14 protein-coding genes are annotated in these 15,708 nt (G+C 39.4%); 5 read left to right on the forward strand and 9 right to left on the reverse strand.

Translation table 11 applies throughout. The features are described 5' to 3' along the window. Positions 1-152: 152 nt before the first annotated feature. Positions 153-1,304 (forward strand): glycosyltransferase family 1 protein, encoded by a 1,152-nt coding sequence (locus HRT55_RS07560; RefSeq protein ID WP_291620087.1) that lies wholly within the window; start codon positions 153-155, stop codon positions 1,302-1,304. Continuing rightward, positions 1,305-2,396: a glycosyltransferase gene (locus HRT55_RS07565; protein WP_291620089.1), complete on the forward strand. Its 1,092-nt coding sequence runs from the start codon at positions 1,305-1,307 to the stop codon at positions 2,394-2,396. Positions 2,397-2,507: 111 nt separating this feature from the next. Here the strand turns inward: HRT55_RS07565 and HRT55_RS07570 are convergent, their stop codons facing one another. Beyond that, entirely contained in the window at positions 2,508-3,113 is a 606-nt protein-coding gene (locus tag HRT55_RS07570; RefSeq protein WP_291620091.1) for a TIGR04211 family SH3 domain-containing protein, read from the reverse strand. Between the two features lie 292 nt (positions 3,114-3,405). Here HRT55_RS07570 and HRT55_RS07575 point away from each other — a divergent pair, with 292 nt between their 5' ends. Together HRT55_RS07575 and HRT55_RS07580 are read left to right on the forward strand one after the other, a co-directional pair. Further along, the gene (locus HRT55_RS07575; protein WP_291620092.1) at positions 3,406-5,025 is read left to right on the forward strand and encodes an inorganic triphosphatase; all 1,620 of its coding nucleotides are present in this window, start codon (positions 3,406-3,408) and stop codon (positions 5,023-5,025) included. A gap of 8 nt (positions 5,026-5,033) precedes the next feature. Further along, on the forward strand, positions 5,034-5,951 hold the full coding sequence (locus tag HRT55_RS07580) for a L,D-transpeptidase family protein (RefSeq protein WP_291620093.1): 918 nt from the start codon (positions 5,034-5,036) through the stop codon (positions 5,949-5,951). Positions 5,952-6,057: 106 nt separating this feature from the next. Here HRT55_RS07580 and HRT55_RS07585 read toward each other — a convergent pair whose 3' ends face one another. The 8 genes from HRT55_RS07585 to HRT55_RS07620 form a co-directional block, all read right to left on the reverse strand. Next, positions 6,058-6,315, reverse strand: coding sequence for an Lpp/OprI family alanine-zipper lipoprotein (locus HRT55_RS07585; protein WP_291620095.1), 258 nt, complete (start codon positions 6,313-6,315; stop codon positions 6,058-6,060). Positions 6,316-6,433: 118 nt separating this feature from the next. Then, positions 6,434-6,772, reverse strand: a complete 339-nt coding sequence (locus tag HRT55_RS07590; RefSeq protein ID WP_291620097.1) for a hypothetical protein — start codon at positions 6,770-6,772, stop codon at positions 6,434-6,436. Positions 6,773-6,818: 46 nt separating this feature from the next. After that, positions 6,819-7,460 (reverse strand): hypothetical protein, encoded by a 642-nt coding sequence (locus HRT55_RS07595; protein ID WP_291620099.1) that lies wholly within the window; start codon positions 7,458-7,460, stop codon positions 6,819-6,821. Between the two features lie 141 nt (positions 7,461-7,601). Further along, complete coding sequence (locus HRT55_RS07600; protein ID WP_291620101.1) at positions 7,602-8,291, reverse strand: PspA/IM30 family protein; 690 nt, start codon at positions 8,289-8,291, stop codon at positions 7,602-7,604. A gap of 62 nt (positions 8,292-8,353) precedes the next feature. Further along, complete coding sequence (locus HRT55_RS07605) at positions 8,354-8,767, reverse strand: DUF2170 family protein (protein WP_291620103.1); 414 nt, start codon at positions 8,765-8,767, stop codon at positions 8,354-8,356. A 170-nt stretch (positions 8,768-8,937) separates the two neighbouring features. After that, complete coding sequence (locus HRT55_RS07610; RefSeq protein ID WP_291620105.1) at positions 8,938-10,659, reverse strand: polyamine aminopropyltransferase; 1,722 nt, start codon at positions 10,657-10,659, stop codon at positions 8,938-8,940. A 108-nt stretch (positions 10,660-10,767) separates the two neighbouring features. After that, on the reverse strand, positions 10,768-11,670 hold the full coding sequence (locus HRT55_RS07615) for a DUF350 domain-containing protein (RefSeq protein WP_291620107.1): 903 nt from the start codon (positions 11,668-11,670) through the stop codon (positions 10,768-10,770). A gap of 42 nt (positions 11,671-11,712) precedes the next feature. Then, positions 11,713-12,699: a hypothetical protein gene (locus HRT55_RS07620; protein ID WP_291620461.1), complete on the reverse strand. Its 987-nt coding sequence runs from the start codon at positions 12,697-12,699 to the stop codon at positions 11,713-11,715. Positions 12,700-12,792: 93 nt separating this feature from the next. Between HRT55_RS07620 and glnE the strand changes: the two genes are divergently transcribed. Continuing rightward, positions 12,793-15,687, forward strand: a complete 2,895-nt coding sequence (gene glnE, locus HRT55_RS07625) for a bifunctional [glutamate--ammonia ligase]-adenylyl-L-tyrosine phosphorylase/[glutamate--ammonia-ligase] adenylyltransferase (protein ID WP_291620108.1) — start codon at positions 12,793-12,795, stop codon at positions 15,685-15,687. The last annotated feature ends 21 nt before the right edge of the window (positions 15,688-15,708 follow it).

Genomic DNA, 15,708 nt, shown 5'->3' on the forward strand with positions numbered 1-15,708 from the left:
ATTGCGTAAATTGTAGCAGTGTTAGCTAGTTAACTCATCTACTGTTTAAAGTAAGTAACAAAAAAAACAGCGATAGCTATTAGAGCAATGCGCTATTTTCAGGTATTATGCATAGTTTTATTTCCCCTCTTAACTTTCGGTCTTATGCTTTAATGGAACCTAACTGCGTATTATTTATTCCTGTATCTTCACCTTCCGGCATCGGTGAATACATGCGCTCGATGATTATTGCCAAGGCGCTGAAATTGCGATGGCCTGATATAAACATCCATTTTATTTTAAATGAGCAAGTAGCTTATTTTAACGACTGTCCTTATACAGTTCATGCCTGTCAGGGGTCACCGACCAAAGATGTAGTAGGAGTTAATGGAATTATTGCTAAGGTTAGCCCTGATTTAGTGGTTTTTGATGCCTCGGGTCGCGCTAAACAGTTTAAGCAAGCGAAAGCTGTCGGCGCCAAAGTTGCCTTTATCTCCCAGCATAATAAAAAGCGTAGCAGGGGCTTAAAATTAAACCGCTTATTCAATACCGATATTCACTGGGTAGTTCAGCCTGATTTTTGTATAAAGTCGATAAGTTATTGGCAACGAGCTAAGCTAGCCTTTTTTAATAAAAAAGCGCCTCAAAATATAGGTCCTGTTTTTGAAGTGAGTAGCAGTTCATACCAAACCCAGCTTATTGAACAGTTTGATTTAATTAAAAATGACTATTTTGTTTTTAATGCCGGCTCTGGCGGACATCTGGTTGCGGGGGAACTTGCCGCAGATATCTATTATCAAGCAGCGCAAATTTTTTATCGAAAAACAAAAATAAAATGCCTAGTTATATTTGGGGGTAACTACCCTAAAGAGCTCCCTGATGATAGTGATATCACCTGTGTGAAAAGTATTAGCAATAAAGATTTTATAGCCTTGAACTCAACCGCTCAAGGCTGTGTTATCAGTGCCGGTGATACCTTATTGCAGTGTATTGCTTTACATAAACCTTGTGTGGCCGCGCCAGTATCGCCAGATCAACCCGCGCGTTTAAAACTATGTCAGCATAAGCAACTAGTACTTGCGGCTGAAGCAACACCCTATAGCTTAGTAAAGCAGGCGCTGCGATTAATTGAAAAACAGCAAGCTAAAACGCTCATTAGTAATATGGCACAACTTGCGCCAGTAAAAGCATTAGCCTTGATTGTCGGTGATATCGCTGCGTTATTTTTTCTTGGTAATGAAAGTGATGTTCAGAAAAACAGTACCCAGAAAAGCAGTATTCAGCAAAAAACAGCTAAAAAAAATAATGTACAGGATAATAATTAAATGAAAAATATTGCCATAGTCATCGATGGGCTAACGGGAGGCGGGGCTGAACGCGTAATGATCAGTTTAGCCACTGAAATGGTTGCCCAAGGACATACTGTCACCATACTATCATTAAGTAATCGTTGTGATTACGCTATTCCTGAAGGGATTAAAGTCTGTTATTTATTTGATCATAAGGCTTCAAAAGTTGATCGGTTTTGGCAAATAAAAGCCAGTGTTGCTAAACTTGAAGCTTGGTTTGCTGACGTTGAACAGCAACAAGGTAAACCTTCTGATTTAGTGTTATCTAATTTAGATCGTAGTAATAACTTACTCGCCAAAAGCCGTATTCGCTCAGTTAATTATATTGTTCATAACAGTGTTGAAGAAGAGTTGCAGCGACAGAAAAAACTTGGCCCTTTAGCTTATTGGTACTTACTTAAATCGAAAAAGAACCTGTCTGGCAAGCGTTTAATTGCAGTGTCTAAAGGAATAGAGCAGGAAGTATCTGAAGGAACTGTCATTTCCCCCAAAAACATAATGACTATTTATAATCCCTTTGATATTGAAGATATTAAGCAGAAGTCATTAATAGCAAATAGTGCCATACCCAGTGAACCCTACATTATCCATGTTGGCCGATTAGCGAAACAAAAGCGTCATGACATTTTATTTGCCGCATTTGCCCAAGTTAGCCAAAAAATTAAGCTAGTGTTATTGTGCAATAAGCCCGAAAAGGCACTTAAGCTTGCAGAGAAATATGGTATTGCGGACCGCCTAATTTTACCTGGCTTCCAAAAAAATGCTTACAATTGGATAAAACAAGCGCAAGCCTTAGTACTTAGCTCTGATTATGAAGGGCTACCGACGGTATTATTAGAAGCCATTGCTGTAGGTACTAAGGTTGTTAGTACCGATTGCCAACATGGACCGGATGAGATATTAACAGGGCAGTTAAGTGATTATTTAGTGCCTAGACGAGATCCTAAGGCGCTGGCATTGGCAATTGAGCGTGTGCTAATGAGTGAACTTGATTTAGCCGAGGCAGATATTCTTGGTAAGGTAACCGCAAGTAAAATTGCTCAACAATATATAAGCCTAGCCAGGTAATCTGCTAGTGGACAAAAAAAAGCTCTTAGGGAGATAATCACTAAGAGCTTTTTATTTTTAGCATTAAGGTATTAATTATTAAATAATACCTTTAAAGCATTAGTTTCGACACTATGACCAGTTTTCCATTGAACCTTTACGGCGAGTGAAGAACCTAGGTAAAATTAAACCTAAAATCAAACCTATACCTAATACCAAGGCGCCATTGAAGAACCATTGCTTTTTGATGTTGGTATCTTGATCTTTAATTTTTGTGCGTGTTTCTGTCAAGGTAGTGGTTAGCTGCTTCAGTTCTGCCGTTAACTTTTTCTTATCATTAGTTAATAATGTTACTTGGTTATTCAGGCCATTCACTTCACCATCTAGTTGGCTGGCAAAATTACTGTTAGTAGCAATTTTTCCATTAAGCTCAGCGACAATAAAGCGAAGTCCGGCTTGTGTGGTTACATATTTACTTTCCACCCAAGTGGCGCGATTCTTATCATCGATAATTTCACTATAGCCATTGTCTTGTGAACCGGTAATTTTAACTTCAGATCCTGCGATAACTGTGCCTAAAATTCTATAATTGGTACCTGGGCCTGCATGCATATATATGAACAATTCATCAGAGATATAACCCTGCTTGTAATTGTTTTCTGCAGCCTGAGCAGATGAAAAAAGCAAGCTAGATAAAGTGATAGCAATAAATGCTATGACGTTAATAACGTTATTCATAAAAAACCAATGTAGTAATTAAATCAAGGAAGACAAGATATTATGTGTTTGCAGCTTTGATGGCAAGCTAAGAATGATTTCATTATGCGTAAAAATCAGCTCAAACCTTAAGCATATTTAGCTTTTTATTGGTAAGTTATCAGTAAGTAGAATTAGTTATCTAGTAATGTTTTCGTAGACTAGCCTGCATTCTATATGAGTTTGCGTTAATTAAGCGGTAACTCTCTATTGGCATATTCATGTACTAACGGTATGATTATTAAGTGATGGCTAAAATACTAATTGGAAGATAATGGTTACCGAAATTGAATTAAAATATTCCCTGCTTGAATGTCGTGATATGGCGACAGAACAACAAGTTAAAGCGAAAATATGCCAGTTACTAACCGAGCAAGAGTTAACTTTTGTTCATCAGGTTAAGCAGCTAAGTAATCACTATTTTGATAGCGAGAGTTTGTCACTGCGCCAACAACGAATAGCATTACGAACTCGGGGCACTCAGGCTCTACAGCAAGGTGTAAGTTTTGAGCAAACCATCAAAACTTCTGGCACCGTCATTGCCGGTTTGCACCAAAGACCAGAATACAATGTCGATATTGATGATGCTAAACCTATCCTGGCCCTGTTTCCGGAAGCCATTTGGCGGCCAGCTACGGATATTAAGCAACTACAACAAGAGATTGTTGAGCTCTTCTCTACTAACTTTACCCGCCATACCTGGTTGGTTACTTTAAGTAATGCGCAAGTGGAAATTGCCTTTGATAGTGGTGAGGTTGCTTGTCAGGGACATAGTAATAAACCACGTATTTATGAAATTGAGTTAGAGTTAGTGAGTGGTGATACTCAGGCGTTATTTGTCTTAACTAAGCTTTTATTTAGTCAATTAGCTTTAAGGCCTGGGCAGTTAACCAAAGCCGCTCGCGGTTATGCCTTATATCATGAGAGTATTGCCGTTAGTGCTAATCTTGAAAATATAGCTATTGATGATGACGAACTTGTTGAGCCGATAGCACTGACAATGATAGATTTATCCAAAAATAGCAGCATAGACAGCGCCTTTAATAAAGGCATAGAGTATTCTATAACTCAGTTACAGCTCAGTGTTGATAGTTATGTTGATGTGCCGTCATTGTCTAAATTAGCTAAGATAAGTGAATTGCTTGCGGTACTTAGGCAAGGTTTTTGGCTCTTTAAAGAGTTATTTCCGGCCAACAAATCTCCCTCTGAGCAGCAAGAGTTACGCAGCGAACTTAGTTACTTTATTCGCACCATTCATTGGGTGGATAATGCCCGCTATATTCAAGCGCTAACGAGTAAACGAATCTGCAATCAAAAGGCCGCGTTGGTAAAACAAGAGTTGATAACTAAGCTACAGTTGGCTCAACAGCGTTACCCTAATGAGTCGCAAGTGTTGGCGATATTGCATAGTGAGCGTTTTAATAATTTTCAATTAAACTTACTGTCATTATTGCTTAAAAGAAATAGTGCAGATACAAATAAAACTGAAAATTCATCGTCATTAATTGAGTTTGCTGCTAAGCACTTAACTCATAGCTCTAGGGCGTTAAGTTGTGAACTCGCTAAGTTGCAAAAAACACCAAGTGCATCATCTAGCGAATTATATTTAACCGCACACAGCTTATTGATTCGCGCACTATTAACCACAAGTTGGTTTGGTGGCCTAGTTTCTGGGTCAGAGAGCGATATGGTTAGGCGGTTTAGTATGCCTTGGCTTGATATTAAGCAAGGTATTAGTGAATTGCAGTCTTTGAGTTTATTACAGCAACAATTACGACATTTGCCAGTATCAGAGCCGAAATTAGCGCAATGGTTAACCAATAAAAGTGACAATTTAATTACCGCACTAGATCAATCTAGAGCTAAAGCCTTAACGATGAAACCCTACTGGTAATAGCCGCTATGATAAAAAATAAAAGATCACGCTCTATTTTTATAAACATCTCAATGCAATTGTTACTGTTATTTACTCAGCCGTTACTGGCCACCGTTTATGATATAGGTAGTGTTAACAAGCGCCTGATTGGTCAACCTAAAGTTCATATAGTAGTCAAGGGTGATTATTTTCAGCAACTGGCAGAGCAATATGATGTTGGCTTTTTAGCTTTACTTGCGGCGAACCCACAGCATGACCCATTTTTACTTCAAATTGGTACCGAAGTCGTTATTCCCAACGAAATGTTATTACCCTTCATTACTCGTCAAGGCATAGTGATAAATCTACCAGAATTACGTTTATACTACTTTTCTCTTGATGGGAATAAAGTCCATGTTTTTCCTGTCGGGATAGGGCGACAGGGCCTATCAACCCCGTTAACTAGTACTGTTATTGGTGAGAAGAGAAAGGATCCTACTTGGCGGCCAACCAAAGAGATGCAAGATCGTTACTTTGCTGAGCATGGCAAGTATTTAGCTAAAGAAGTTGCCGCCGGGCCTAATAATCCTTTTGGTAAATATGCCTTACGTTTAGGCACCAGTGAATACCTAATTCATGGTTCGAATAAGCGCTTTGGTATAGGTATGCGGGCAAGCTCTGGCTGTATAAGATTATATGATGATGATATAAAATGGCTTTTTGATCATGTACCACTAAATACTAAAGTGAGAGTGATTAACCAACCAGTAAAAATGTCCTATGAAAATGGTGACAAGCAATTAATAGAAATACATCAGCCGTTAACCGATCTTGAATCAAGCAAAGGCAATGTCATTGTAACCAAGGCAATGCAGCGATTTGTCGGCACCAATCGGGAGTACTGGCAGCAATTATTACCTATTATTGAAAAACCTCATGGTTTAGTGGTTGAACTCTCCAAGTAAGCAGTAATTTTAGTGACGAATAAACAATAAAATCTGGACAACAAAAAAGCACCAGGAGGTGCTTTTTTGTTGTCTTTTACTTGTTGAGTTAACTCAACGCTAACTATTATTTCTTATAAGAAGCAACAACATTATCAATACGCTCGTTAGCGGCTTTAGCATCGCTTGCTGCTTGCTCTGCTGCATCTTTAGCTGCTTGTGTATCGCTTGCCATTGATTTTTGCTGAGCTTCTAAATCAGCAACTTGGGCTGATAAGGCATCAACCTTATTGTTTAATGAGCTAATGTTAGCATCAAGTGCATCAGTGTTTGCGCAAGCCGAAAGTGTTAAGGCGAAAGAAATTGCGGTGATTTGTTTTAACATAATGATATCCCAAGTGAAGTTATTATTAGATTCCGTTCATTGCAGTATGGCACAAAAAAAAACTTTAACAAAGCAGTTACATCTTGAGGTAAGTTATTGATCTCAGACATTGAAATCACTATTTATTTTCGTCGGTATTGCCTAAGTTAATATGCGTGACTAAATCATCCATCAGTCTCTTTTTAATGCTGAGCTGATCTTCGGCTGGCAGTTGATATTTTTCTGCGAGAATTTGGTAATCACTAGGGGCAAGACTTACAGTTAAACGTGGACGTTTAGGTCTTTTATTTATCGGTAAACCCAAGATGTCACGAATTTGATCAGATGGACTTAAACCAGCATCGAGCGCCTGCTTACGGATAGACAATTGGATTTTTTCATCCATATCAAAAGCAACTTGCACAGCTTTTATTGCTTTAACTGAGGATTGCCATTTCTCGGGGATTTTTCTCGCCATAGTACTTCCGCTTAATTTTTAGATTAACTTCTGCTGAAGTTGTCGATTAACTTGCTGGGTACATATCAATGATATCACTAAGTGGCCTAAATAAAGTTAAGCACACTTCGGTATCACCATCTTGCCAGACTTCAACATCAACGCCTTTGCTTTGCTCTTCATTATAAAGGCTATATAACTCGAACTGCTCGCCGCTGTCTTTGCCTTCATACGCTGATAAATTTTCACTGCGGTGATCTTTACGATGAAAAAATCCTACCTTAGCAAAAACACTTTGTTGATATTGCTCACTACTCCACATAGCGGTGATTGCTGAGTCAGATTTTTTTTCCAGAAAAGCTTGTCCGGGCTCATCAAAAACTTCGGCAAAACGCTCTAAGTCAAACAGTGTTTCGACATCTTCATGTTGAATCTTTAATGAAAGTTTCAGCTCGGTAATATCATCAACTTCTAGCGATAAAAATATCTCTAGCGCATTAGTGCCGACAAGGGCCCATTCTGTTTGTACCTTGTTTTCAAATTCATAGCTATTTACTGCTTTCACTTGAAAGTCTTGCCCACGTAACGACTCAGGTAAAGCAAAGCTGTCGGTGAGTACAATAATATCGCCAACGAGTAGTTGATTTACTTCTGTTAACTTTCTCTGCTCATTATTTGATTTGTTAAATATTTTTTTTAAAAAATTCATCTGATGACCTAACGTAGAATGGGCACTCATCTATAGCTTCATTAAGTAGCGATAAATAATAGTGCCCATTGGGTATTGTTTATTATGCAAAACATTAAACGCATTACCAGCTAAAAGTTATTAGCTGGCTGACACTTGATACTATTTTTGCTTAGCTTTCAAACGCTCTAATACTGAATTAGCGCTATTATCTTGTGAACCAATACCTGCTGCTTTTAATTGTGCTTGTAATGAGCTATCTGAGTCTTCAGATTCAAGTAGTTCAGCAGCTTTCATTCTATCATCAAATTTCTGCTGCTTAGCTTTGATACGCTCAAGTGAATCTTTAGCACTTAATAACTTAGAGTTACTTGATGAAAAATTGTCGGTAATTGCTGAAGTCGCTTTTTGTACGCTTTCAGTGGTTTTCACCATAGACAACTGACGTTTGTGCTCTGCGACTTGGCGCTCACTTTTCTTCACTAATTCTTTTAGACGCTCAGAGTTACCACTAAAGCTATCGTGAGCTTGTTGTTGCTCTGCTAAAGTAGTTTCTAAGTTAGCAATTTTTTCAGCTACAGCTACGGCTAAAGTCTCATCACCTTTTTCAAGTGCTTGCATTGCATAACCTTCGTGCTCAGTAACTTCGCGAGTTAAGCGGTCTACTTCACGTTTAGCTGACATTTGCTCAGCCATAACGCCGGTTAAGTCACGTTTTGCTTTAGTCAGGTGATTTTCAGCATCACGAATTTCTTGTTCAAAAATACGGGTTGCATTGGCATCGATAATCGCTTCACCAGCTTCTGATGCACCGCCGCGAATTGCGGTCATAATTTTTTTAAATATACTCATTATTAACTCCACTTCTTTCTAATTAGGGGATAATTTAAGGTGATTCTTAATTAGCTATGTAACTAAAGTAAGTAATCACTCATATCATCTATAACTTCTACGGCATTATTACTTAATACCGCTAACTCATGTTCAACATCAAGAAAGCTTGAGCTGATAGATAAAGCACCAAAAACTACATATTTATCACCAATTTTTGAAAATGATGATAACGGCATAGGGATATTCATTTCCAACATGCTTTCATGCATAGTATTAATACTTTCGGGTTTTACTTCTTCAACGCCCCATAAGTAGGTAATGCAAATAATTTGGTCTTCGGTTACCGAGACAAAAACGGGTAATTCTTCACGGCCTAAAATACTAATTTGCAGGACGTCAACTTCGCCAGATATTGGTTGGCAATCAAAGCTCATTCCTGTGTCTGAATTATCTGCCAAGCTGTTTAAGTGATCGGCTATAGTATGAATATTCATGTATTTCCTATCCTTCCTTTCTTTAGTGAAAAAGTTAGATGACATATTATGTCGTCTGAGTTAAATTTAACACCTTGACATATTATGTCAAGATGTTTTTATAAACTATTTGTTACTGTCTAGTATTACTAAGTTTTATTACTACCTAATTACAATTTGGGCATTTCAGCTTAATTCAAGCCTTGTTGATCTTGCCAGGCCTTTTGATGTAACTGATAAATGGTATGACTACCTAATATATTAATGCCAATATCTGCTTTGTCTTGGTAGAAATTATTAGGGAAAATAAAAGCCGCTTTTAATATAGCCAAATTTAACCATTGATGCGCTACCGGCAACTGGCTTAGTTTGTTTAATCTTGTTAATGGGCTCGCACCACGCTTAGCAGCTATGGTCCAACCCCACTCTCCAAAGCTGGGCACATTGTCGTGATATTGCTCAACATGGGCAAACTTTGCCGCTGCCACTGTCTTACCAATAGCAATAAACGAGTCTTTAGCATGATAAGGGCTGGTTGATTGGATTGCGATTAAGCCATCGCCGGCAAGTAATAAATTAAGCCGAGCGTAAAAATTAACCGAATAAAGTTTATTTAGATCAGGGTGACTAGGGTCGGGTAAATCAACAATGATGGCATCAAATACCTGCCGATCTTTTAACAAGTCATTAATGGTTATAAAAGCATCCGCACGATAAATAGTGACTCGTTCATCTTGCAAGCTTTGTTCATTTAACTGCAATATCTGTCGTGCTAAGCGCGGATTTACTAGTCCATTTGGCTTTTGAAAAATATTAATTAGCTCACTATCTAAGTCGATTAACGTGACACTTTTTGGGTTATATTTTAATACATCGCGTAAGGCTAAACCGTCACCGCCGCCAATAATTAATATATTATCATGCCGTGCAGAGCCTGCCATGACAGGGGCAACCAGGTAATCATGATAAATATGTTCATCAATTGAAGAAAACTGTAAACGACCATTGAGGTAAAAGTTAATAATATTATCTTGGTCAAGCCCCATATGGCGCTCAGTAAAGGTAAGTTGTTGATAGCGAGTTTTGTCGGTATGCACCACCTTATCTAGGTAGAGCAAACTATTCATTTGATTGAGCCATTGATTACCATAGTTAAACATTAAAATAATCACCAAAGCTAATAGGCAATGTAAAGTGACAAATGTTTTGCGCCAATGCAGTCGCTGCCAATAGCGCATAATGAAAAAACCACCGGCAATAAGGTTTAAACTAGCGGTTATTGCTGCGGCCTTACTGATATCTATACTGAGTAAAAAGATCACCCAAATAGCAGCGCCAATACCGGCACCGACATAGTCTGCACCGTAAATTGTGCCTAAGTTATTGGCAAGATGTTGTTGATGGATATTCTCGCGAATACGAGCAATTAGTGGGATCTCCATACCAATAAAAAAGCCCAGCAGTGCACCGAAGAAATAAGGGCTATTAAAAGCAAGCCAACTCAATTGTTTAAAAAGCCCACCCTGGGGTTTCATATCGGGTGGCAGAGATAACATGTTGGAGATTAGCTCTGGGAATATCTGGGTAATGGCAATTAAGCCGCCAATAATTAAAATGGCAGAGCTGCCGAGTAAGGCAATAATGAGTTCAAGCCAAACAAAGCCATTAAAAGCGCAGCGGACTTTACGCGCTGCAAATGCACCAAGCCCCATAGACACTATCATCAAACCTATCATGGTATAGATAGTACTTTCCATAACACCCAACACTCGGCCCGCGTAATGAGAAAGTAAATACTCATAAATAAGGCCACAACCAGCTAACACGGCCATGGTCAAAATAAGTAAGGTATCGTCGAGCAGGTGGGACTTATTTTGGAGTAAAGAGTCTTGAGGTAAAGTGTTTTGTGACATATTGGTTTTAGTTTCAGAGGAGAGGGAGGTTTAGGGCAGTGTTTACGTTAATTTTGGCAAATCACCATCAACTTTCACTAGAAAATTGATGGTGATTCAATCATGTTGTTATGCCATCAGCGCGGTTAAGATCAAAGCGATAGCAATACTGGTGGCCATTTCAATACTGGCGACACCGATATTATGTTGTTGATCAACTTCCTCAACTAAATCAATACCCCAAAGCACAATGCGTTTAGCTATTGCGGTAAGTATTGCGACAAGTAAAGTCATTACTACGCCAAACACTAACCAACCTATTAAATTAACTACTAAGGTTTCAGGGCTATAGATAAGGAAATGGCTGGCTGCAGTTACTGCTAATGCGGTGCTGATCACTTGGCCACTATAGCGAATTGCTAGGGCAAGCTGGCCATTACTTAGTGCTTCTTGCAAACAATCTTCTTGGTTGTTTTTCGCATATTGTTTTTCTCTAAGTCGGGTGACAAGAACTAACATGGTTTGTGCAACAATAAAGCCGCTGGTGATGGCAATGAATGTGCTTAGGTCTAAGCCATCAACCCAGAGTAATACTGCGCGAATAACAATGGCGGTCGCTATCGCACCAGCGGCATCAATAATGCCTATGGTGAGATTTTTTTCAATAATTAATGCATTTTTATCTATATGCTGCAGCGCCACTTTATCATGGATAACACGGCCCACTTTTATTAATATTAAGCCATAGCCGCCGTATGCCAACATGCCAATGGCTTCCATAGCGTAGCTACTTGCGGCTTCTCCGGTTATGGCACCGGTAAGGACAATACCTAAGGCTAAGACACTACCAGCAACACTGATGCCAAAGGCGAAGTTGTCTTCTGTTGCTAGCTCTTCAGTACTATTAACTTTCGCGCTAATTCCAGAAAGGAAGCGCATAGCCCCTAATAACAAGATGGCAATGGAAACGTCGATGGCTAAATAAATAAGTAAATCTTGATTAACACCAACGAGCTCGATGAATGTGTTCATAATTTTGTTGTTCCTATTCTTTTCATATTAACGACTTATTCACTATTTCCCGCGTCTAAAGCCGCGTGAGGTGTTGGTGTTTGAATTTCTAAAGCTTGAGTTTTTACTTTTCGACTTGCTGGCATAACTACTTTTCTTAACCGCATTCGTGCGAAAGCGGTTGGCACTTGTTTGAGCGGTTTTGCTTTGGCTAGATAAACTCGATGATCCCGTTCTATTTTTACTGTAGGGACTGGTAAATTTTTGCCCGCTGCGGCTAAATGATTTCTTCGTGCGAGTATCAAGTGAGTTTTGTTTTTTTAATTGTCCAGGAGAGCTGTAGCGTGTTCTGCCGTAATCATTGTAATAGCTGTAGTTACGGCTTCTACCCCAATCATTATAAGAGGTAGTTCGACCAAATACGTTGCCCATCATTGAATACATGCCATACCAAGCCCAAAAAGACATACCATTACTACCGGTTTGCCAGTTACCATAACTTGGATTGCCAATTAATTGCTCACCAGTACCGAAGTCTTGGGCATTATTGGCACGCTGGCTTTGTGCTTTTGATAATGAATTAATGCGCGGCAATTGGCCATCTGACATGTCCGCTAAAACATTAAGCGGATCACTTAAGGCGTCAGAATAGAGTACCGGATCTGCCGCTTGGTAAATATTAAGTAATTCATTATAAAGTGCCTGCGAAGAGTCAAACATTTGTGGTTGATTCTTGGCAGTGTTCACCCTATCCAATAGCGCTTTATACATAGGACCATCGATAGAAGCATCTTTGCGAAACTCGTTAATCAATGGGGTTAAGTGGGCTTTATTAACCTGAACCTTATCAGCATATTGGTTAATTAAATTAGCATTGCGAATTTGGCCATTGCTTAAGGCATCACCTAACTGAGCGACTCTTTGTTCAGTGATAGGTAGTTGCTGTTCGATTTGCGCTTTCACGGGATCGCCACAACCAAAAAGGCTAAGGCTGGTAATTGTGATCAAGAGCAATAAAAAAGGTGTTTTTAGTAAGTGCATTTCTGCCATCATCTCCTCAAAAATGCTATGTTATCGAAATAGTTAATTAAATTTAGCGATAAATCATAGGCAAGTGTCAATTAATACCATTAACGACATATTATGTCTATAGGCAACGCTGCTTATGTAGGAATTCTTGTGACCTTACCCTTTTCCCCGCTCTTAAAGCAACAACAAACAACAAGTTGGCAACACTTTATTGAACAACACTCTCAAGTATCTGCTGAGTTAAGCCAAGAGCAGTTGAGCGCGTTTAAACAAGCTATAACCATAAGTGACTATATTTTTTCTAGTGCTTTACAAGCACCTGAGTTGGTAATAGAAATTTTTAAAACGGCTAACGAAGATGTTTTACCAGATTATAAGCAGCTTTTACTTGCCCAATTAGCCGATTGTGTTGATGAAGCACAATTACATCGCATACTCAGACGTTTTCGCTTACAGCAAATGGTCAGGATAGCCCTTGATGATATGGTGTTTAATATCAGTTTAGATACCTCACTAGCGCGATTGTCATCTTTGGCCGATGAGCTTATATTAGCGAGCTTGCAGTGGCTGACTGATTTTTGTCGACAGAAGTGGGGTATACCTACCAATGAAAAGGGCGAACAGCAGATCTTACTGGTTTATGGTATGGGTAAGCTGGGCGGAAAAGAGCTAAATTTCTCTTCCGATATCGATCTTATTTTTACTTATCCTGAATGTGGTGCAACCCAGGGTTGTCGTCGCAGCATAGATAACCAACAATTTTTTACTCGGTTGGCACAAAAGTTAATAGCCTCATTGCACCAAATCACCTGTGATGGTTTTGTCTATCGCGTTGATATGCGTTTGCGTCCTTTTGGTGACAGTGGTCCACTGGTATTAACGTTTAATGCCATGGAAGATTATTACCAAGAGCAAGGGCGAGATTGGGAGCGATACGCCATGCTAAAGGCTAGAGTTATCGGTCAGTCTAAATATCACCAAGAATTATCAAGTATGCTCAGGCCCTTTGTTTATCGTCGCTATATCGATTTTAGTGTTATCGATAGTTTACGCCGTATGAAAATGATGATTGCTCAAGAAGTTCGCCGAAAGCAGCTAGTCAATAATATTAAGCTAGGGGCGGGCGGTATTCGTGAAGTTGAGTTTATTGTGCAAGTTTTCCAACTAATTCGCGGCGGACGGGTTAAGGAGTTACAGCAACGCAGTTTATTAACAGTGTTACCGAAATTAGTGTTGTCAGGGGAGATTACTGACACCAGCAAACAAGTACTTGAAAATGCTTATCGCTTTTTACGGCGTGTGGAAAATATTATTCAAGCCATTGCCGATAAACAAACACAAACCTTACCGGATAATGAGCTTGACCAACAGCGACTGCTCGCGGTACTTGCCATTGACAGTTGGCCTGAATTTCTATCTCTACTAGCCAAACATATGGAAGCGGTGCATCAAGAATTCGATTTACTTATTGGTCTTGATAGTCCTAATCATCAAGCACCCGATGAGCATTGGGTTACACTTTGGCATAGCCGTTGGAGTGATGAAGAGTCTATTGCTTGGTTGGATCAAGAGGCTCTCGGCTGGCAAAGTGAAAAAGTTTGGCAAACATTAAGTGCTTTTCGAGAAGATATTGGTAAACGCAGTTTAGGTAATCGTGGCCGACAGGTTTTAGATAAACTAATCCCATTGCTTTTATGTCGACTGCAAAAAAATGTCGATGCCGGGCAGGTATTAGCGCGGGTACTGCAAGTTTTTAGTAAAATAGTCACCCGTACCGCTTATCTAGAATTGCTCTTTGAAAATGATGGCGCCTTAAAGCAACTTATTCATTTATGCCAAGCAAGTAGCTGGGTAGCTGATTATATTGCCAAATACCCAATATTACTTGATGAGCTTATTGATCCTGAATTACTGCATAATCCGCCTCAGCTTTGTACTTATGCGGTGGAGTTACGCGAGCGCATGCTGCGAATTCCAGAGGAAGATCTTGAAGCGCAAATGGAGTCGCTACGTCAATTTAAACAATCGCAGCAATTACGTATTGCTGCGGCTGAAATTGCTGATGTATTACCTGTCGGTAAAGTTAGTGAGCATTTAACCGCTTTGGCCGAAGCGATATTATCTGAGGTGATTAACCTTGCTTGGCAGCATGTTAATGAACGCTTTGGTGTGCCAAATTCATGTTTAGGTGGTGCCAAGGAAAAAGGTTTTGGCGTTATTGCTTACGGTAAAACCGGTGGCGTTGAACTTGGTTACAGTTCAGACTTAGATTTAGTGTTTGTACATCATAGTGAGCCCGATGAAGTGACTAGTGGTAGGGCCGATGGTAGTAAGTCGGTACCAGCAAGCCAGTTTTATATGAAGTTAGCACAACGCATTATGCATCTATTTAATACTCGTATGAATAGTGGCATATTGTATGAGTTAGATATGCGCCTAAGGCCATCAGGTAACTCAGGAGTGCTGGTGGTACATCTAGCTACTTTTGCCCAATATCAAGATGAAGATGCTTGGACTTGGGAACATCAAGCCTTAGTAAGAGCCCGAATGATTTTCGGTAATGATAAGCTGCAGCAGCAATTCATCGCTATTCGACAAGCTGTATTATCAAAACCCAGAGAGCTAACTGAGCTTAAAAGCGAAATTATTAGTATGCGGGAAAAAATGCGCAGTCACCTAGATAACTCCACTGAATTACAGTTTGATATTAAGCAGGGCAAGGGCGGTTTAGTTGATATTGAATTCATTGCCCAGTTTTTAGTGCTCGCTCATGCCAAGCAATATCCTGAATTGATGTTAGCTTGTGATAACTTAGGCATATTTAAATTACTGCTCAAGTTTGCTTTACTTAAAAAAGTCGAACAGAAACTGCTTGGCGATATGTATCAAAAGCTGAGAGCGCTAGGGCATCAAGCAACCATGGAAAGTGCAGGGCATTTAATTAATAGACAAAACGTCACTGGGCAAGCTGCTATTAGTGATATTTGGCAAAACCGTTTGGTTGATTAATAAGGTGATTAATAAAGTGAA

Source organism: Colwellia sp., from assembly GCF_013214175.1.
GTDB lineage: Bacteria > Pseudomonadota > Gammaproteobacteria > Enterobacterales > Alteromonadaceae > Colwellia.